The organism is Mycolicibacterium austroafricanum, assembly GCF_000612725.1.
Classification (GTDB): Bacteria; Actinomycetota; Actinomycetes; order Mycobacteriales; family Mycobacteriaceae; genus Mycobacterium; species Mycobacterium austroafricanum.
Map to the genome: position 1 here is coordinate 19165 of NZ_HG964457.1, position 18696 is coordinate 37860.

Sequence of the window (18696 nt, forward strand, 5' to 3'; positions counted from 1 at the left end):
ACCACGGACTGATGCCGCGGCCGCGGTCGCGCCGATAAGCTGGCCTGATGCTGGCTGCGGTGAGGCGCCAATTCCGGCGATACATGCGCAGGAAGAGCGAGATGATGCCCGGGGGCTTCTCGTGGCCGATCGTCGTGAGCATCGACGTGGCCCTGTTCATCGTCTCTGCGGTCGCCATCCTGCAACGCCCCGAGTCACAGTGGTGGATCGCAATCCTCGGCCTCGCCGTGGCGTACTCGCCGTACCTGGTGTTCTTCGCCGTCGACATCAGTGTGTCGCCGGCCGTCGAGGCGTTGGCGCTGGGACTGGCGTGGATGCTGGCCATTTCGATCTGGCTGTTCGGCATGTCGGCACCGATCGAGGGTGATTTCGCCCCGGTCCTGCTCGGACTGGTCACCGGGGTCATCGGCTCGATGACGTCGATGCGGGGCGGAATGCTGGCCGCCGTGACGGCGGCGGGCATACTCGGCGCCGCGGTCGCGATGGATCGTGTCGACACGCCCTGGCTGTACCTGAGCTTCATCGGGATCGGTTGGCTGGTCGGCTATCTGATGCGGATCCAGCAGGAGTTGCTCCTCGAACAGAGAGAGGCCCAGCAGAAGCTCGCCGAGCATGCGGCGGTCGACGAACGGCGGCGCATCGCGCGCGAGGTGCACGACGTGATCGCGCACTCGCTGACCGTGACCCTGCTGCATGTCACCGGGGCGCGTCGCGGTCTGCAGGAGGACCGCGACGTCGACGAGGCGGTGGAGGCACTGGAGCAGGCCGAACGACTGGGCCGCCAGGCCATGGCCGACATCCGACGCACCGTCGGATTGCTCGACGACGCCGTCGGCAAGGTCACCCCGGAGCCGGGTGTCGGTGACATCGCGATGCTGGTCGACGATTTCGTGCGCGCCGGGCTGGCGGTGAGGTTCGAGTCGAGCGGTCGGCACGACCGGATCTCCGGGGCTGCCGGTCTCGCGCTCTACCGCATCGCGCAGGAATCGCTGGCCAATATCGCCAAGCATGCGCCCGACGCAGTGTCGGAGTTGTCGCTGACGGTCTCGCCGTCCGAGGCGGTGCTGACCGTCACGAACCGGCTGCCGGTACCGGTCGCCGCGGCGAACTGTGCGGACGGGCGCGGGATGCGCGGGATGCGTCAGCGCGTCCAACAGCTCGGCGGCACGGTCAATGCCGGCCCGGACGGTGACGGCTGGGTGGTGCACGCGACGATCCCGCTCGACGACGAATCGTGCGTGTTGCGAGGGTGCGGCGGATGACCGACGGTGTGATCGCCGCGCTGCTGGTTGACGACCAGGAACTGGTCCGCTCGGGGCTGCGCCGGATCTTGCGCCGCAAGGACGGCATCGCCGTGGTGGGGGAGTGCGCCGACGGTGACGAGGTACCTGCCGCGGTCGCGGCGTACCGCCCTGACGTCGTGGTGATGGACCTCCGGATGAAGCGGGTCAACGGGATCGAGGCGACGCGCAGGCTCACCGCCGCCGGTGGGCCGCCCGTGCTGGCGCTGACCACGTTCAGCGACGAGGAGTTGTTGTCTGGTGTATTGCGGGCCGGCGCATCGGGTTTCGTGTTGAAGGATTCACCGGCCGAGGAACTGATCCGCGCGGTACGCGCTGTCGCCCGCGGTGACGGCTTCCTCGACCCGTCGGTCACCGCCCGCGTGCTCGACACCTACCGCACGGCGGCCGAGGAACCCGTCCCCGAGGCCGTCGACGACCTGACGCCACGGGAACTCGACGTGCTGCGGCTGATGGCCAAGGGCCGGTCGAATTCCGAGATCGCCGATGAGCTGGTGATCTCGGGCGTGACCGTCAAGAGCCACATCGGCCGGATCTTCCTCAAGCTGCGGTTGCGTGACCGGGCCGCGGCGATCGTGTATGCGTATCAGAAGGGGATCGTGGCGCCGCGCGCGTGATCAGACCCGACGCGGTGCGGCGAGGCGCTCCCGGCGCAGCTGGCTGACCTCCGGAAGGTGCAGTGGTGCAAGGGGACCCACCACCTTGGCGAGCAGGTGGTCGGCAAGCTGCGGATTGCGGGCCAGGCAGCACCCGTGCAGATAGGTCGCGACGATGCTGCCCTGCACGGCCCCGTCGAACCCGTCGCCCGCCCGGTTGCCCACCCCCTTGGTCACCCGCGCCAGCGGACGGGCATCCGGCCCCAGAACCGTTCCGCCGCGGTGGTTCTCGAAACCGGTCAGTGGATCCGTGAGGCCGTCGACCAGCGGTGTCCCCGCCACCTCACCGATGGCGCGCTCCGACTGCGGGGACGTCGTCACGTCAAGCACTCCGACCCCGTCGACGCGTTCCCCGGCCGAGGTCTCGTACCAGTGGCCCAGCACCTGGATCGCCGCACAGATCGCCAACACCGGCGCACCCCGCGAGATCGCCTGCTGCAGACCGGGGTAGCGGATCAGATGTTTGGTGGCCAGCCGCTGCGCATAGTCCTCCGCGCCGCCGAGCGTGTAGAGGTCCAGTTCGGCGGGCACCGGATCGTCCAGCGTGATCTCCACGATCTCGGCGTCGATTCCGCGCATCCGCAACCGTTGCCGCAGCACCACCGAGTTGCCGCCGTCACCGTAGGTGCCCATCACGTCGGGCAGTACCAGCCCGATCCGCACAGTTGATTCAGACACGGTCGAGCACTCGATTCAGTTGCAGGAACGCCGTGTAGTTGGCCAGCACCTCGACGTGCCCGGGGGGACAGGACGCGATGGCGGCCACCGTGTCGTGCACCAGGGTGTGTTCGACGCCTGCGTAGCCGAGCCGCACGGCGAGGTCGGTGCCGCGCTCGCCGGCCGCCACCACGGGCACCGACTCGAAATGCTCGAAGCGCACGTCCCACAGCCAGGACAGGTCCTCGCCGTCGGGAACCTGGCCGTTGACCGCGATGACCACCCCGGCCGCATCACGGTCCACCATCGACAGTGCTTCCTGCCAGCCGGCGGGGTTCTTGGCCAACAGGATCCGCGCGGTGTGCCCGCCGATCTGCACCGTGCGGTAGCGGCCCGCGACCTCGTCCACGGCGGACACCGCAGCGACCGCGGCAGCCGGGTCGGCGCCCAGGACCACGGCGGCGGCCACGGCCTGCGTGGCGTTGCCCCGGTTCACGGTGCCCGGCAGCGTCAGCGTCATCGGCAGCGTCAGCCCGTCGGGTCCGTGGATGTGGGTGTCGTCGAACCACCAGTCGGGGGTGGGCCGCTTGAAGTCACATCCGGTCGAATACCAGTGCGCCCCGTCGCGGACGATGATCTCGCCCGAGCGCGGGCAGCTGACCGAGTCGCTGGCCCAGCCGCCGCCTGCGGCCACCCACACCACGTCCGGGCTGTCGTAGGCCGCCGAGGTCATCAGCACGTCGTCACAGTTGGCCACGACGACCGCCGACGGATGCCGGGCCAGCCCGGCGCGCAGCGTGCGCTCGATGTGGTTGATCTCACCGACCCGGTCGAGCTGATCGCGGGACAGGTTCAGCAGGACGATCACCGCCGGTGACACCGCATCGCTGACGTGCGGGACGTGCATCTCGTCGACCTCGAGCGCGGCCAGCGGCGCGCCAGGGGCGGCGGCCAGCGCGGCGACCAGCCCGGCGTCCATGTTGGCGCCCTCGGCGTTGGTGGCCACCGGCCCGACCGTGGCCAGCGCGGCCGCGGTCATCCGCGTCGTCGTCGACTTGCCGTTGGTCCCGGTGATGACGACCGTGCGCCGGCCCCGGCCGAGCTGGCCCAGGATCGACCTGTCGAGCGTCATCGCCACCAGGCCGCCGATCATCGCGCCGGCGCCCCGCCCGGTGACGCGGGACGCCCAGCGTGCGCCTGCACCTGCGGCAAGGGCGATTCGTCCGCGCGGGGTGACCATTCCCGGCAGTTTAGAAGAGGGGCCGACACGCGGGGTGATGGAGCAAGGCATGTCAGCCCCCCGTGCCATTCTCGATGTGTGAGTTCAACCGCCGGAAGTCGCTGGGGCAGACCTGCCGACCAGCCCGGCGCGGGCTGGGCCGTGGTCGATGTCGAGACCTCGGGTTTCCGGCCAGGGCAGGCCCGCATCGTCAGCGTCGCGGCGCTGGCCCTCAGCGACGACGGCAACGTCGAGAAGAGCCTCTACAGCCTGCTCGATCCCGGTGTGGATCCCGGACCCACCCATGTGCACGGGTTGACCGCCGAGATGCTGGCCGGCCAACCCGCGTTCGGCGACGTCGTCGGCGACCTGATCGAGGTGCTGCGGGGCCGCACCCTGGTCGCCCACAACGTCGGTTTCGACTACTCGTTCCTGACCGCCGAAGCCGAGATGGTGCACGCCGAACTGCCCGTCGACACGGTGATGTGCACCGTCGAGCTGGCCCGCCGCCTCGATCTCGGCCTGGACAACCTGCGGCTGGAGACGTTGGCCGCGCACTGGGGCGTCACGCAGATGAAGCCGCACGATGCACTCGACGACGCGATGGTGTTGGCTCAGATCCTCAAGCCGGTGCTGGTGCGCGCTCAGGAGCGCCGCAAGTGGCTGCCGGTGCACCCGGTGAGCCGCCGCACGTGGCCCAACGGCCGCATCACCCACGACGAATTCCGGCCGCTCAAGGCGCTCGCCGCCAGGATGCCGTGCGCCTACGCCAACCCGGGAGTCTTCGTGGCCGGCAGACCGCTGGTGCAGGGCATGCGGGTGGCGCTGTCGGCAGAGGTCGGGCACACCCACGAGGAGCTCGTCGAGCGGATCCTGCATGCCGGGTTGGCGTTCACCGAGGTCGTGGACGGGCATACCTCGCTCGTCGTCTGCGACGATCCCGCGCCCGAGCAGGGCAAGGGGTATCAGGCCGGCGGTTTCGGGGTGCCGACGCTCGGCAGTGCCGAGTTCCTGCGGCACCTCGACACGGTGATCGGTGGGTCGGCGATCGAGGAGTTCGCCGACCAGGCGTCCGCCGGAGACCAGTTCACGTTGTTCTGAGCTCGGGTTCAGCCGTGCCTGGCACGCCACGTGCGCGGCGACTCACCGTGGCAGCTGCGGAACTGCCGGGTGAAGTAACCGGGATCGGTCATGCCGACGCGTCTGCCCACCTCCCCGACGGTCAGCTCGGTAGCGAGTAGCAGGGCACGTGCCTCGGCCATCCGGCGCTCGGCGATCCACGAGCCGACGGTACGGCCCGTGCGACGGCGGACGACCGTGGTGAGGTATCCCGCAGTCAGGCCGCACTCGCGGGCGACATCGCGCAGCGTCAGCGGTTCACCGAGCCGACGCTCGATGACGTCGAACACCTGGGCCAGCAGCGGTTCGTTGCTGCGCCGCAGATCGCCGACCACGTCATCGGAGAGACGGGCCAGCTCGATCAGCAGCACAGTCAGGTGCGCCAGCGCCGCTTGAGCGTAACCGTCGCGACGGTCGGTCAACTCCGCCTGCAGGGCGGCGACACCGGCGTCCCAGAACGGGCGCCGGGCGGCGGGGACCTCCAGTCGCAAGATGCCGTCGTGGTGTCCGTGCAGAAAGGGAGACAGCAGCGGATGCGCCCGCCAGGTCGGCCACGGTGAGCGTGCGCCCTCGCCAAGCGCAGCCGGGTCGAAGAACACCGCGACCGCCCCGGTCCGGTCGCCGCCCCGGCCCGGATCCACCGGCAGGCCCGCGGCCACCACATCGACCGACCCGGTCGCCGGTTGGTAGACGAGCACCGGGAACTCGTGGATGTGCGTGGTGCGCACCGGAGGTGCGTCCGGGCCGAGTTCCAGGACGGACACCGGCGCCTGCGGGCGACGGCGCGGATACGCGTACACCGGCGTTCCGTCGCGGCGGCCGGCGAAGACGGCTGTCTCGGACACGAGTCAAAGATAGTCCCGGTCTTGACGAATATCAGCCGACACCCGTTGTCCGCCAATGGTCAGCATGGATCACATGACAGAAAATCCTCCACATCCGGTGGCGCGCACCTGGGGTAATCGTCACGACTACCTGCCCGCCGCCGGTCGCGACTTCTTCCTGCCTGCCTACGACCTTCTGGTCCGGCTGTTGGGAACGTACCCGCTCTACGACGAACTGGTCACCCAGGCCGAGCTGGCCGGCGAGCTCGACGTCCTCGAAATCGGCTGTGGCACAGGGAACCTCACCGCGCGTGCACTGCGTGCGGCGCCGTCGGCCCGGATCACGGCCACCGACCCCGACCCCCGGGCGGTCACCAGGGCGCGGCGGAAGGCCGCCGGCGAAGGCCCCGTCCGGTTCGAGACCGCCTATGCCCAGGAGTTGCCGTTCGCCGACGCATCCTTCGATCGGGTGCTCTCGTCACTGATGCTGCATCACCTCGACGACGGCACGAAGGTGTCTGCCCTCGCCGAGGCGTGGCGCGTGCTGAGGCCGGGCGGCCGGCTGCACATCGTCGACGTCGGCGGTGCAGATCAACCCGAGGGCCTGATGTCGCGGCTCACCGGCCACCGCCATGCCGCGGCCGGCGCACGGCTGCCCCAACTCGTCGAGGCCGCCGGGTTCGACACCACTGTGGTCGCGACCCGCCGGCTTCGGGTGTTCGGGCCGGTGTCGTTCATCCGGGCGACGCGGCCGGGTGAGTGAGCGATGTCCTACAGTGCTCGACGTGTGCACTCGCGTGGTTTACCTAGGCACGAATGATCGTGTGGTCACCGGCCGTTCGATGGACTGGAAGGTTGAGATCGGCACCAACCTGTGGGTGCTGCCCCGCGGCATCCGCAGGGCCGGGCAGGCCGGACCCGACTCGCTGGAATGGACGGCCAAGTACGGCAGCGTGGTCGCCACCGCCTACGACATCTGCAGCACCGACGGCGTCAACGAGGCGGGGCTGGCCGCCAACCTGCTGTGGCTGGCCGAATCGCAGTACCCGGCCGACGACGCAGGCGGCCCGGCCGTCGCGCTGTCACTGTGGGCGCAGTACGTGCTCGACAACTTCGCCACCGTCGCCGAGGCGGTCGCCGCGCTGACCGCCAACCCGTTGCGGGTGGCCACCGCCGAAGTGCCCGGACAGCAGCGGATGGCCACCCTGCACCTGGCGATGTCGGACGCGAGCGGGGACAGCGCCATCGTCGAGTACATCGACGGCAGGCAGACCATCCACCACGACCGCAGCCACCAGGTGATGACGAACTCGCCGACGTTCGACAAGCAGCTGGCCATCACCGAGTACTGGGAGGAGATCGGTGGCACGGTGATGCTGCCTGGCACCAACCGCGCCGCCGACCGCTTCGTGCGGGCGGCGTTCTACATCAACGCGGTGCCCAAGTGCGACGACCCGGTGCTCGCCGTCGCCGCGGTGTTCAGCGTCGTGCGCAACGTCTCCACCCCGTACGGCATCGCGACCTCGGACGAACCCAACATCTCTTCGACCCGATGGCGCACGGTGGTCGATCACAAATCCCTGCGCTACTTCTTCGAATCCGCCTTGTCGCCGAACACCTTCTGGGTGGACCTGAAGAACCTGGACTTCAGCGTGGACGCGCCGGTCCGCCGACTGGAGCTGGGCGAGGGCGAGAAGACAATCTACGCCGGGGACACCAGCGCGCAGTTCCAGCCCGCGGAGCCGTTCGCGTTCCTCGCGGTTCCTTAACGCAACAGGCTCGGCCGGGTGCGCATCGCCCGGTTCACCGCCGACACCACCGCACGCAGCGATGCGGTGGTGATCGACGTCGCGATACCGACACCCCACACGGTCTTTCCGTCGATCTCGGCCTCCACATAGGCCGCGGCCGCGGCCTCCTCACCGGCCGACATCGCGTGCTCGGAGTAGTCCAGCACGTTGACGTGGAACCCGACCGCGCCGATCGCGTCGACGAAGGCCGCGAGCGGGCCGTTGCCGGCGCCGACGATCTCGTGCTCCTCGCCGTTGACCTTCACCACCGCGGTGATGGTGTCGGTGCCGCCATCCACCTCGGACGCGTCGACTTTCTGCCGGATCCGCTCCAGCGGGGTGATGGGCGCCAGGTACTCGTCGTAGAACGCGTCCCACATCTCCTTGGGCGACACCTCGCCGCCCTCGCCGTCGGTGATCTGCTGGATCGCCTGGGAGAACTCGATCTGCAGCCGCCGCGGCAGCGCCAGCCCGTGGTCGGCCTTCATGATGTAGGCGACGCCGCCCTTGCCGGACTGCGAGTTCACCCGGATCACGGCCTCGTAGGTGCGGCCGACGTCCTTCGGGTCGATCGGCAGATAGGGAACCTGCCACACGATGTCATCGACATCGGAATCCTGCTCGTCGGCGGAGATCTTCATCGCGTCCAGACCCTTGTTGATGGCGTCCTGGTGGCTGCCGGAGAACGCGGTGTAGACCAGATCGCCGCCGTAGGGGTGCCTTTCGTGCACGCCCAGCTGGTTGCAGTACTCCACGGTGCGACGGATCTCGTCGATGTTGGAGAAGTCGATCTGCGGGTCCACCCCGCGGGAGAACAGATTCAGCCCCAGCGTCACCAGGCACACGTTGCCGGTGCGCTCACCGTTGCCGAACAGGCAGCCCTCGATGCGGTCCGCGCCGGCCTGATATCCCAATTCGGCTGCGGCAACCGCGGTTCCGCGGTCGTTGTGCGGGTGCAGACTCAAGATGATCGAGCCGCGGCGAGCCAGATTGCGGCTCATCCACTCGATGGAGTCGGCGTAGACGTTGGGGGTGGCCATCTCGACGGTCGCAGGCAGGTTGACGATCAGCGGCCAGTCCGGCGTCGGCTCGATGACCTCGCTGACCGCATTGCAGACGTCCAGGGCGTACTCCAGCTCGGTGCCGGTGTAGGACTCGGGGGAGTACTCGTAGCGCCACCGCGTGCCGGGGTGCTTGCCCGCCTCCTCCAGGCACTTGCGGGCGCCGTCGGTGGCGATCTTCTTGATCTCGTCGCGGTCGGCGCGGAACACCACCCGGCGCTGCAGGATCGACGTCGAGTTGTAGAAGTGCACGATCACGTTCGGTGCGCCGTCGCAGGCCTCGAAGGTCCGCTCGATCAGCTCGTCGCGGCACTGGGTCAGGACCTGGATGGTGACGTCGTCGGGGATGGCGCCCTGCTCGATGATCTCGCGGACGAAGTCGTAGTCGGTCTGGCTGGCCGACGGGAAGCCGACCTCGATCTCCTTGTAGCCCATCTTGACCAGCAGATCGAACATGCGACGTTTGCGGGCCGGACTCATCGGGTCGATCAGCGCCTGGTTGCCGTCGCGCAGATCCACCGCGCACCACAGCGGCGCGGTGTCGATGACCTTGTCGGGCCAGGTGCGGTCGAAAGGCGCAGCAGGCGCTCCGCCTGGAACTTCTGCGGCGAAGTTGCGGTAGCGGCTGACCGGCATCGACGAGCCGCGCTGGGTGTTCCAGGACGGTTGGCCGGGATTGGGCGGACCCGCCGGCGTGGTGATCGTGCGTACCGAGCTGTAGGCATCGGCGCTGGGGCTGTAGTTCTCAGTCATTTCGGTGCTCCGGAAAAGGTCTAGGGGACTTCAGACCGGCGCATCGCGAAACACCCGCGACGGGAGGCCGGTCTGGTCAGACCCCGTCGCGGCGTCCGAGAAGGAGCACCCGCTGCACGGTCCTGACTGTACTCCCGCAGGCCCGCGCGACAAAACCTGGGTTGTCCGGGCTCACACCTGGGAGTCGGGGAAGGCGATCACCGACAGGAACCGGATGGGCACCTCGACGAGGTCGACGGGGCCGTGCGCGCCCTCGCCGTCGATCTGCAGCGAGTCGCCGGGATGCAGGCGATACACCGTCCGGCTGTGGCTGTAGTCCATGACGCCTTCGAGCATGTAGATGAACTCGGTGCCGGGATGCTGGAACAGCGGATACGTCTGGCTCTTCCCCGACAGCGTGACCTCAAGGCACTCCAGCCGCTTGTGCTCGCCCCGCAGCGACCCCAGCAGCTGGTACTCGTGGCCCTCGCGGGTGCCTTCCCGCACGATGCGTGCACCCGTGCCGGCCTTGACGAAGGCGGCCGGGCGTTCCACGTCGGCCCCGCGGAACAGGCTGGTCACCGGCACGTCGAAGCCCTTGGCCAGCAGCGCCAGCGTGGACAGGCTGCAGGAGGTCTGGGCGTTCTCGATCTTGCTCATCATGGCCTTCGAGATGCCGACCCTGGCGGCGGTCTCGGCGACCGTCAGCCCCTGCTGCAGCCGCAGCAGTCGCACGTTGCGGCCGATCGCGGCCTCGATCTCGAGTTCCTCGACCGGTGCTGCGGGGTCGCGGTCCCGGGCCGTGCCGGAGGTGTTGCGGAGCAGCGGGCCGGGATCGGCCGGATCTTCTGGGAGGGCCACGGTCTCTGTCTAGCGCATCTGCCCCGCGCCGACGTAGGGGTAGGGCGTCTTGAGCGGGTCGTCCTCGGCGAAGCGGGAGAACCGGAAGTCCGATGCGGGGATGCGGGAGTCGCTGCTGTGGCCGTCGACGACGATGTCGGCGACCAGTCGGCCCACCGCGGGTGCGATCTTGAAACCGTGCCCGCTGAACCCGGCGGCGATGACGAGCCCGTCCAGGGGGGCGACCGAGATGATCGGGTTCCAGTCGGGGGTGACGTCGTAGCAGCCGGCGTAGCTGCCGGAGATCGCGGCGTCGGGGAAGCCGGGGAACCGGGTGCCGACCTTGTCGACGGTGAGGTCGACGAAGCCGTCGGTGGCCCGGTTCAGATAGTCGTCGGGGTCGGCCGGATCGATTGCGTCATAGCCGGGCAGGTCGCTGTTGCCGAACAGGATCTCGCCGCCGACTTCGGGCCGCACGTACTGCAGCGACACCAGGTCGGAGAAGACGGGCACCTTCCCCACCTCTACACCCGGGTCGATCAGCACGATCTGTTCGCGGATCACCCGGATCGGCACGTCGATGCCGTAGCGCGCCAGGAACGGACGGGTCCACACGCCCGTGGCGACGACCACGGTGCCCGCAAAGATCTCGCTGCCGTCGGCGGTCCGCACTCCGGTCACCCGGTCGCCGTCGACGAGCAGGTCCGTCACCGCGGTGCCCTGCCGAACCCGTGCGCCGGCGGCGCGCGCCGCCGTGGAGAACGCCTGCGCGGTCTGGTAGGCGTCGCCGTACCCGCCGCGGGCTTCCCAGCCGAACGCCGCGAACGGTGTCAGGTCGGCGAACGGCCACAGCTTCGCGACCTCGTCCTTGTCGATCTCCTCGGTGTCCACCCCGACGGCGCGTTGCGCGGCAAGGCTTTTGCGCAGCGACTCGACGTTCTGTTCGCCGACGCCGACGACGTAGCCGGTCTGGCGGAACCCGATGTCGGTACCGAAGATGTCCTCACCGTTCTCGAAGACCTCGAGCCCGTCGGCGGCCATCGCGGCCAGCGAGCTCACCCCGTAGTGGCAGCGGACGATGCCGCTGGACTTACCGGTCATCCCGGAGCCGACGGTGTTGCGTTCGGCCACCACGACGTCGGTCACCCCGCGACGGCTCAGCGCCCATGCGGCCGCGGCGCCCTCCAGGCCGCCGCCGACGATGACGACATCGGCTGTCTCGGTCACCAGGCTCCTCCGTTGCGACCGGGGATCCAGTCCGTGCCCGCCAACGGAATACGGGCCATCGCCGCTGCTTCGATGCTGACCGCGACCAGGTCGTCGGGTTCCAGGTGGCACACGTGCGACTTACCGCAGGCGCGGGCGATGGTCTGCGCCTCCATCGTCAGCACGCGCAGGTAGTTCGCCAGCCGGTGGCCGCCTGCGATCGGATCGAAACGCGCTGCCAGCTCGGGGTCCTGCGTGCTGATGCCGGCAGGATCCCTGCCGTCCTGGAAGTCGTCGAAGAAACCCGCTGCGCTGCCCAGCTTCTCGTACTCGGCGGCGTAGCGCGGATGGTTGTCGCCGAGTGCGATCAGCGCCGCGGTGCCGATCGCGACGGCGTCGGCGCCCAGCGCCAGTGCCTTGGCGACGTCCGCGCCGTTGCGGATGCCGCCGGAGACGATCAACTGAACTTTCCTGTGCACACCCAGTTCCTGCAGCGCCTGCACCGCCTGCGGGATCGCGGCCAGCGTCGGGATCCCGACGTGCTCGATGAACACCTCCTGGGTGGCCGCGGTGCCGCCCTGCATGCCGTCGACCACCACGACGTCAGCGCCGGCGTGGACGGCGAGTTTCACGTCGTAGTAGGTGCGGCTGGCACCGACCTTGACGTAGATCGGCTTCTCCCAGTCGGTGATCTCCCGCAGCTCGTTGATCTTGATGGTGAGGTCGTCGGGGCCGGTCCAGTCGGGATGGCGGCAGGCCGAGCGCTGGTCGATCCCCTCGGGAAGGGTGCGCATCCCCGCGACGCGTTCGGAGATCTTCTGCCCCAACAGCATTCCGCCGCCGCCGGGCTTGGCGCCCTGCCCGAGCACGATCTCGATGGCGTCGGCCTTGCGCAGGTCCTCGGGATTCATCCCGTACCGCGACGGCAGGTACTGATAGACGAGGTACTTGCTCTGCCCGCGCTCCTCCGGCGTCATCCCGCCGTCGCCGGTGGTCGTCGACGTGCCGACCTCGCTGGCGCCGCGGCCGAGCGCCTCCTTGGCGGGCCCGGACAGTGCGCCGAAGCTCATCCCGGCGATGGTGACCGGGATATCCAGGTGCAGAGGGTGTTTGGCGAACCGGTCACCGAGCACGACGTCGGTGGCGCAGCGCTCGCGGTACCCCTCCAGCGGATAGCGTGACATCGACGCGCCGAGGAACAGCAGGTCGTCGAAGTGGGGGAGTGGACGCTTGGCGCCCCAGCCGCGGATGTCGTAGATCCCGGTGTCGGCCGCCCGCTGGATGGCCGCGATGGTGGCGCGGTCGAAGGTCGCCGATTCACGCAGCCCCAGCCGCGCGCGGTCGTCAGAACTGTAGCTCATCAGTAGGCACTCGCATTGTCGACGTGGAAGTGGTACAGGGAACGGGCCGATCCGTAGCGGGTGTAGGAGCGTGTGTCGTCACCCTCGAATCCGGCTGCCTTCAGCAGCTTTTCAAGCTCGCTGTGGTGTTCGTCGCGCATCGGCTTGGCCACGCAGTCGGCACCCAGCGATGCGACGTCACCGCGGACGTAGATACGGGCCTCGTAGATCGAATCGCCCAGCGCCTCGCCCGCGTCGCCGCGGACGACCAGACGTCCGGCCTGCGCCATGAACGCGCTCATGTGCCCGACGTCTCCGCCGACGACGATGTCGACACCCTTCATCGAGATTCCGCAGCGGGCCGCGGCGTTGCCCTCGATGACCAGCAGGCCGCCGTGTGCGGTGGCGCCGGCCGACTGGGAGGCATCACCTTTCACCCACACCGAGCCGCTCATCATGTTCTCGGCGACACCGGTTCCGGCGTTGCCGTTGATGATCACGTCGGCGTGCTGGTTCATCCCTGCGGCGTAGTAGCCGACGTGTCCGTCGATCGTCACCTTGACCGGTGCGGACAGTCCGACGGCGACGTTGTGCGCGCCTGCGGGATGCTCGATCAGGAAGTCGCCGGTGAGGTCCGCCGCGTGCAGTGCGGTGTTGACCTCACGCAGCGGGGTCGTCCGCAGGTCGAACGTCCTCATTTGCTCCACGCGTACACCACCTCGGGTTCGGGTTCCCAGATCCGGGCCTCTTCGACACCGGGAAGTCCTGCCAGGGCGCGGTATTCACTGGCCATCGCGACCCACTCGTCGGTTTCGGCGATCACCGCCGGCTTGCACGCGATCGCGTCGCGCACCACCGCGAACGAGTCGCGGTTGGAGACCAGCAGCGTGTAGAAACCGTCGAACGTTGCGCAGAGTTCCTTCAGAGCGCCCTCGACGTCACGGCCCTCGGTCAGAAGTCTGGCGATGAAACGGGCACCCACCTCGGTGTCGTTCTCGCTGTCGAAGGGCACCCCCGCAGCACGGAGCTCGCGCCGGATGGTGGCGTGGTTGGCGAACGATCCGTTGTGCACCATGCACTGCCCGGCGCCCACGGCGTACGGGTGGCAGCCCGCGGGCGTCACGGCGGACTCGGTGGCCATGCGGGTGTGTCCCACTCCCTGCCAGCCCTGCGCCTTGGCCAGGCCCCACCGCTCGGTCAGCGCCCGCGGATGCCCGACCCCTTTGAGAACTGCCATGTCCGAACCGAATCCGGCGACCAGGGCGTCGGGGTACGCCGAGCGTAACGCCGCCAGCAGGACCTCGGAGTCCACGTCCGCGGACAGCACGTAGCTGACGTCGACGCCGACGCCGGAGACGTCACCACCGAGCGCCGCGGCGACGGCCGCGGCGACCTGATCGGCGTCCTCGGTCCGGCCGGTGCCGAGGTCGGCCACGGAGACGCACCCGCGGCCGGCCGGCGACCAGGTCGGGTCGCCGTAGACGGCGACTCCGGCCGAGTCGCTGCCGCGATCACCCATCTCGCAGAGCATGCCGGTCAGCAGCTCCCCGAGGCGGGGATAGAGTTCGGGTGTCCGCAGATGCAGCCCGACGATCCCGCACATCGCTGAATTCCTTTCCTGTCGTGACGGATACGGCGCTCAGAAGGCCGTGAGGTAGTTGTCGAGCTCCCAGGCGCCGACCGTGCTGTGGTAGGCGAAGAACTCCTCGCGCTTGATGTTGGCGAAGTACGCCGCGACTCCTTCGCCCGCGGCGTTGAGCGCACCCGTCACCACCGCGTCGCCCTCGAAATCCTCGACGGCGTGCAGCAGCGTCAACGGCAGAGCCCGGGTGCTGACGCCCTGACCGACGGCGCCCGGGTCGGTGCTGCGCTTGATGCCGTCCAGGCCGGCACCGAGAGCGGCGGCGATCGCCAGATACGGGTTGGCCGAGCCGTCGCCGCCGCGCATCTCGATGCGGTCGGAGTCGGGAACGCGGATGTAGTGCGTGCGGTCGTTGCCGCCGTAGGTGGGTAGCCGCGGCGCCCACGAGGCGCCCGAGGACGTCGCGACCGCACCGGTTCGCTTGTAGGAGTTCACCGTCGGCGCGACCACAGCCTGCAGCGCGCACGCGTGCTCGAGGATGCCGCCGATGAAGCCGTAGGCGGTGTCGGACAGTCCGAGGCCCCGTTCGTCCTCCTCGGCCGGGAACACCGGGGCGCCGCCGCTGGTCAGCGACAGGTGGAAGTGCAGGCCGTTGCCGGTTTTGTCGCCGAACGGCTTCGGCATGAAGGTGGCGATCATGCCGCGCTCGGCGGCGATCATCGAGAGCAGGTAGCGCAGCGTGATCACCCGGTCGGCGGTGGTCAGGGCGTCGGCGAACTTGAAGTTCTGCTCGAACTGGCCGTTGCCGTCCTCGTGGTCGTTGGCGTAGTTGGACCAGCCCAGTTGGTTCATCGCGGTCGAGACGGCGGCCAGGTGGTCATACATCCGGGTGACGCCGCGGGCGTCGTAGCACGGCTGGGCGGCGGTGTCGGCGGTGTCGGCGACCGCGATGCTGCCGTCGTCGTTGCGCGACAGCAGGAAGTACTCGACCTCGGCGCCCACCCACGGCTCGAAACCGGCGTCCGAGCACCGCTCGATGAGGGATTTCAGGATGACCCGCGGCGCGAAAGGCCATGGCTCGCCATTGACGTGGGGATCACAGTGCACGATCGCCAGACCCTCTTTGATGAACGGGATCGGGGTGAACGACGCCGGATCCGGGATGGCCATCAGGTCGGGATCCTTGGGTTCCTGGCCCATCGCGCCGACGGCGTAGCCGGCGAAGCCGACCCCTTCGGTCGAGAGCAGGTCGACCGCCTCGACGGGGACCAGCTTGGCGCAGGGCTTTCCGCGCAGGTCGACGAACAGCGCGAGGATGAACTTCGTTCCGTGTTGCTCGGCCAGGGTGGCGAGATCTTCAGCCATGTTCGTTCCTTGTCTCGTGTTGTGAATCAAAGTATCACCGTGTGAAACATCCCGCACGGCGAAACGGCCGGCGCGGACCCGGGGGCCCGCACCGGCCGCTTGCTCAGCTCAGGCGGGCTGAATCTCGTAGGACGCCTCGCGGTGGAAGGCGGCGTCGATGCCCTTCTCCTCGTCGTCCGGCGAAATACGAATGCCCACAGTCTTTTTCAGGATGAAGGCGATGGCGAAGGCGACTGCGAACGAGTACGCCATCACCGCGCCCGCGGCGATTGCCTGCTTCCACAACTGGTCGATGCCGCCGCCGTAGAACAGGCCGTTGGTGGCGTTGGGCATGGTTTCGCTGGCCAGGAATCCGATGAGCAGGGTGCCGACCACACCGCCGACCAGGTGCACGCCGACGACGTCGAGCGAGTCGTCGTAGCCGAAGCGCTCCTTGAGGCCCACCGCGTACACGCAGATGGCACCGGCGATGGCGCCGAGGATGATCGCGCCGACCGGGGTGACCGCACCGCAGGCGGGTGTGATGGCGACCAGGCCGGTGATCGCACCCGACGCCGCGCCGACACCGGTGACGTGGCCGTCCTTGATCTTCTCGACCGCGATCCAGGCCAACGTCGCGGCGCACGTCGCGACGAACGTCGTCACCATGACGATCGCTGCGGAGTTGCCCGCGGCCAGCGCGGAACCGCCGTTGAAGGCGTACCAGCCGGCCCACAGCAGCCCCGCGCCGAGCAGGGTCAGCGGAACGTTGTGGGGCTTGCGCAGCTGGCCCCAGTTCTTGGACTTGCCGAGCACGATCGCCACCGCCAGGGCCGCGGCGCCGGCGTTGATGTGGACCGCGGTGCCGCCGGCGAAGTCGATGGCGCCGAGCTTGTTGGCGATCCAGCCGCCGACCGAGTCCTCGGTGACCACGCCGTCGAACGCGAACACCCAGTGCGCGACCGGGAAGTACACCAGCACCGCCCACAGCGTCGCGAAGCCCATCCACGCTCCGAACTTCATCCGGTCGGCCACCGCGCCGGAGATCAGCGCGACGGTGATCGCGGCGAACAGTGCCTGGAACAGCGAGAACAAGCTGATCGGCAAGCCGTCGATCGTGGTCATCGGCTCGGTCAGGTTCTTCATGCCTGCGAACTCGGTGAAGCTGCCGACGAACCCGCCGTAGCTGCTGCCGAAGGTCATCGAGAAGCCGAACAGCACCCACAGCACGCCCACGAGTGCGGCGGAGCCGAACGTCATCATCATCATGTTGGTCGAGCTCTTGACGGACACCATGCCGCCGTAGAACAACGCGAGGCCGGGGATCATCAGCGTGAGGCCGATGATGCAACACAGCATGAACGCGGTCGTCCCTGTATCCATAGACGGTTCTCCTGCGAGTGTGCGGCTCCGAAGCGGAGCCGTTCACCGACAGTTACCGACGTTTCTGTTACGTCGACGGTCACGCCGCGTTTCGTCGCGGTAAACCCCCTTCCGCGGCGAACACTGCGAACTTGCTGTGACGGAGGCGAACTCAGCCGCGCAACCGCGCCGCCGGCGCACGCCGACCCGGGCCGGCGAGTTCGCCGACGGCGCACGCCATTTCCAGTTGTGCGCTCATCGGTCGATCAGCTCCCCGAACCGCCGCAGGTACAACGGCCAGCCCGCGTCGCCGCCCACCCCGTCGGCGACGGAGCGCCACCCCTCGCCGTGGCGGTCGAGGTGGCGATGCTCGAGTTCGACACGGGTGCGGTCGGGCGTTTCGGGGATGAACCGCACCTCGACCTCGCTGGTTCTCGACGCGTCGGACTCGACCTGCCATGTCGGCCCGATGTCCCAACTGAACACCACCCGCGACGGCGGTTCGAAGTCCAGCACGCGCGCCCACCGGCACCGGCTACCGTCCTCGCCGACGTCGTAGATGTGGCCGCCCACTCTGGGTTCGAAGACCGTCTCGACGATCGGGACGGCGAGCAGGTTGTGTTCGCGGGGCTTGAAGTCCCCGAACTGGGCGGTGAAGACGGTGAAGGCGCGCTCAACGGGTGCGTTCACCACGATGTGCCGCCGGATGGGCTCGATCATCGTTCCTCCTGGGTGGGTTGTTCGACGATGTCCTTGAAGTCGACAAGTGCCTGCGTCCAGAACCGGTCGAGCTCGGCGCGCAACGTCTCCAGGCCTTCCGGGTTCAACTGGTAGACGCGACGTGTCCCGTGAGCCCGGTCGCTGACCAGGCCCGCGGACTTGAGGACTTTCAGATGCTGTGACACCGCGGGCCGGCTGATGGGCAGGTCGCGGGCCAGTTCGCCGACGGCGCACGGGCCGGTGGCCAGTCGTCGCATGATCGAGCGCCTGGTGCCGTCGGCGATCGCGTGCCAGGGATCGGCTGCTTGGTAAGTAGTCACTAACCGTAAGTTACCACTTACGGAGTCCAGTTGAGAACCACTTCGCTCAGCGGAAGCCGGTGCCGGGGCAGACGGTCACGCTCGGCGATCTCCGGAGCCACGTCGGCGTAGTCGCCGAGCCGGCCCACCGCGATCACCACCACCGGGCGCAGGCCGTCCGGCAGCGCGAACGCCTCGCTGGCTCCCGCCACGTCGAACCCGGCCATCGGGTGTGCGATCAGGCCCCGGGAGACGGCCTCGATGGTGATGTTGGCCATAGCGGCGCCCCCATCGACGGCGGCGTAGCGCTGCGTCCGGTCGTCCTCCCCGTCGTCGGTACACAGCAGGATCAGCGCACTCGCCGCCTTGGCGTAGCTGTTCCCGCGCCGCAGCAGCCCGGCGATCGTCGTGAACGGCGCGTCTCCCCGCAGGCCCACCACGAACCGCACCGGCTGCCGCCGCCCCCACGTCGGGGCCCATCGCGCGGCCTCCAGCAGCGCGACCAGGTCATCCCGGTCCAGGTCGGCTCCGGGGTCGAATGCGCGGGGGCTCCAGCGCTCGGCGATGGGGGGATGGATCGGGACCGAGGTGTCGGCCAACCGATCGGTGGGCGCGGCGGGCACGCCCTGCACGCTACCGGCGGG

Annotated in this window: 19 protein-coding genes; 5 read left to right on the forward strand and 14 right to left on the reverse strand. The window is 68.8% G+C overall.

Translation table 11 applies throughout. The features are described from left to right. The first annotated feature begins 47 nt into the window (after window positions 1-47). Both BN976_RS25020 and BN976_RS25025 read left to right on the forward strand, forming a co-directional pair. On the forward strand, window positions 48-1262 hold the full coding sequence (locus BN976_RS25020) for a sensor histidine kinase (protein WP_036375091.1): 1215 nt from the start codon (window positions 48-50) through the stop codon (window positions 1260-1262). Further along, window positions 1259-1918, forward strand: a complete 660-nt coding sequence (locus BN976_RS25025) for a response regulator transcription factor (RefSeq protein ID WP_011782641.1) — start codon at window positions 1259-1261, stop codon at window positions 1916-1918. The genes BN976_RS25020 and BN976_RS25025 overlap by 4 nt, the downstream gene beginning before the upstream one ends. Here the strand turns inward: BN976_RS25025 and BN976_RS25030 are convergent, their stop codons facing one another. Both BN976_RS25030 and BN976_RS25035 read right to left on the reverse strand, forming a co-directional pair. After that, a complete protein-coding gene (locus BN976_RS25030; RefSeq protein WP_011782640.1) occupies window positions 1919-2635 on the reverse strand; it encodes a type 1 glutamine amidotransferase in 717 nt (238 codons plus the stop codon). It lies immediately after the preceding gene. After that, window positions 2628-3854 (reverse strand): Mur ligase family protein, encoded by a 1227-nt coding sequence (locus tag BN976_RS25035; protein ID WP_036375094.1) that lies wholly within the window; start codon window positions 3852-3854, stop codon window positions 2628-2630. The genes BN976_RS25030 and BN976_RS25035 overlap by 8 nt, the downstream gene beginning before the upstream one ends. 78 nt (window positions 3855-3932) lie before the next feature. On the opposite strand from BN976_RS25035, the gene BN976_RS25040 reads away from it, so the two are divergent. Then, window positions 3933-4934: a DEDDh family exonuclease gene (locus tag BN976_RS25040; protein WP_011782638.1), complete on the forward strand. Its 1002-nt coding sequence runs from the start codon at window positions 3933-3935 to the stop codon at window positions 4932-4934. Between the two features lie 8 nt (window positions 4935-4942). On the opposite strand, the gene BN976_RS25045 is transcribed toward BN976_RS25040, so the two are convergent. Next, window positions 4943-5797, reverse strand: coding sequence for a helix-turn-helix transcriptional regulator (locus tag BN976_RS25045; protein WP_011782637.1), 855 nt, complete (start codon window positions 5795-5797; stop codon window positions 4943-4945). A gap of 73 nt (window positions 5798-5870) precedes the next feature. Here BN976_RS25045 and BN976_RS25050 point away from each other — a divergent pair, with 73 nt between their 5' ends. Together BN976_RS25050 and BN976_RS25055 are read left to right on the forward strand one after the other, a co-directional pair. After that, complete coding sequence (locus BN976_RS25050) at window positions 5871-6539, forward strand: class I SAM-dependent methyltransferase (protein ID WP_036375494.1); 669 nt, start codon at window positions 5871-5873, stop codon at window positions 6537-6539. A 22-nt stretch (window positions 6540-6561) separates the two neighbouring features. Further along, window positions 6562-7545, forward strand: coding sequence for a bile salt hydrolase (locus BN976_RS25055; RefSeq protein ID WP_036375497.1), 984 nt, complete (start codon window positions 6562-6564; stop codon window positions 7543-7545). Here the strand turns inward: BN976_RS25055 and leuA are convergent. From leuA to BN976_RS25110, 11 genes are all read right to left on the reverse strand, one after another. Continuing rightward, window positions 7542-9380 carry a 2-isopropylmalate synthase gene (leuA, locus tag BN976_RS25060; RefSeq protein WP_011782634.1) on the reverse strand — a complete coding sequence of 613 codons (1839 nt, stop codon included), beginning with the start codon at window positions 9378-9380 and terminating at the stop codon, window positions 7542-7544. The genes BN976_RS25055 and leuA overlap by 4 nt on opposite strands. Window positions 9381-9551: 171 nt before the next feature. Continuing rightward, window positions 9552-10220 carry a helix-turn-helix domain-containing protein gene (locus tag BN976_RS25065; protein WP_011782633.1) on the reverse strand — a complete coding sequence of 223 codons (669 nt, stop codon included), beginning with the start codon at window positions 10218-10220 and terminating at the stop codon, window positions 9552-9554. A 9-nt stretch (window positions 10221-10229) separates the two neighbouring features. Further along, entirely contained in the window at window positions 10230-11426 is a 1197-nt protein-coding gene (locus BN976_RS25070) for an NAD(P)/FAD-dependent oxidoreductase (protein ID WP_011782632.1), read from the reverse strand. Further along, window positions 11423-12766: an FMN-binding glutamate synthase family protein gene (locus BN976_RS25075; RefSeq protein ID WP_011782631.1), complete on the reverse strand. Its 1344-nt coding sequence runs from the start codon at window positions 12764-12766 to the stop codon at window positions 11423-11425. The genes BN976_RS25070 and BN976_RS25075 overlap by 4 nt, the downstream gene beginning before the upstream one ends. Beyond that, on the reverse strand, window positions 12766-13443 hold the full coding sequence (locus BN976_RS25080; RefSeq protein WP_036375098.1) for a GltB/FmdC/FwdC-like GXGXG domain-containing protein: 678 nt from the start codon (window positions 13441-13443) through the stop codon (window positions 12766-12768). Before BN976_RS25080 ends, BN976_RS25075 begins: the two co-directional genes overlap by 1 nt. Continuing rightward, window positions 13440-14348, reverse strand: a complete 909-nt coding sequence (locus BN976_RS25085; protein WP_011782629.1) for a class II glutamine amidotransferase domain-containing protein — start codon at window positions 14346-14348, stop codon at window positions 13440-13442. The genes BN976_RS25080 and BN976_RS25085 overlap by 4 nt, the downstream gene beginning before the upstream one ends. Before the next feature lie 36 nt (window positions 14349-14384). Continuing rightward, the gene (gene glnT, locus BN976_RS25090; RefSeq protein WP_011782628.1) at window positions 14385-15692 is read right to left on the reverse strand and encodes a type III glutamate--ammonia ligase; all 1308 of its coding nucleotides are present in this window, start codon (window positions 15690-15692) and stop codon (window positions 14385-14387) included. A gap of 108 nt (window positions 15693-15800) precedes the next feature. Then, the gene (locus BN976_RS25095) at window positions 15801-17054 is read right to left on the reverse strand and encodes an ammonium transporter (RefSeq protein ID WP_011782627.1); all 1254 of its coding nucleotides are present in this window, start codon (window positions 17052-17054) and stop codon (window positions 15801-15803) included. Window positions 17055-17288: 234 nt separating this feature from the next. Further along, window positions 17289-17753, reverse strand: a complete 465-nt coding sequence (locus tag BN976_RS25100; protein ID WP_011782626.1) for an SRPBCC family protein — start codon at window positions 17751-17753, stop codon at window positions 17289-17291. Next, on the reverse strand, window positions 17750-18073 hold the full coding sequence (locus BN976_RS25105) for an ArsR/SmtB family transcription factor (RefSeq protein WP_011782625.1): 324 nt from the start codon (window positions 18071-18073) through the stop codon (window positions 17750-17752). The genes BN976_RS25100 and BN976_RS25105 overlap by 4 nt, the downstream gene beginning before the upstream one ends. Before the next feature lie 17 nt (window positions 18074-18090). Continuing rightward, window positions 18091-18675 (reverse strand): nitroreductase family protein, encoded by a 585-nt coding sequence (locus BN976_RS25110; RefSeq protein ID WP_011782624.1) that lies wholly within the window; start codon window positions 18673-18675, stop codon window positions 18091-18093. Window positions 18676-18696 lie beyond the last annotated feature (21 nt).

Bases quoted from the DNA above. Each gene is read 5' to 3' on its own strand.
- BN976_RS25050 (WP_036375494.1), top strand. From the start codon at position 5,871: ATGACAGAAAATCCTCCACATCCGGTGGCGCGCACCTGGGGTAATCGT.
- BN976_RS25025 (WP_011782641.1), top strand. From the start codon at position 1,259: ATGACCGACGGTGTGATCGCCGCGCTGCTGGTTGACGACCAGGAACTG.
- BN976_RS25035 (WP_036375094.1), bottom strand. From the start codon at position 3,854: ATGGTCACCCCGCGCGGACGAATCGCCCTTGCCGCAGGTGCAGGCGCA.
- BN976_RS25020 (WP_036375091.1), top strand. From the start codon at position 48: ATGCTGGCTGCGGTGAGGCGCCAATTCCGGCGATACATGCGCAGGAAG.
- BN976_RS25080 (WP_036375098.1), bottom strand. From the start codon at position 13,443: ATGAGGACGTTCGACCTGCGGACGACCCCGCTGCGTGAGGTCAACACC.
- BN976_RS25095 (WP_011782627.1), bottom strand. From the start codon at position 17,054: ATGGATACAGGGACGACCGCGTTCATGCTGTGTTGCATCATCGGCCTC.
- BN976_RS25100 (WP_011782626.1), bottom strand. From the start codon at position 17,753: ATGATCGAGCCCATCCGGCGGCACATCGTGGTGAACGCACCCGTTGAG.
- BN976_RS25085 (WP_011782629.1), bottom strand. From the start codon at position 14,348: ATGTGCGGGATCGTCGGGCTGCATCTGCGGACACCCGAACTCTATCCC.
- BN976_RS25075 (WP_011782631.1), bottom strand. From the start codon at position 12,766: ATGAGCTACAGTTCTGACGACCGCGCGCGGCTGGGGCTGCGTGAATCG.
- glnT (WP_011782628.1), bottom strand. From the start codon at position 15,692: ATGGCTGAAGATCTCGCCACCCTGGCCGAGCAACACGGAACGAAGTTC.
- leuA (WP_011782634.1), bottom strand. From the start codon at position 9,380: ATGACTGAGAACTACAGCCCCAGCGCCGATGCCTACAGCTCGGTACGC.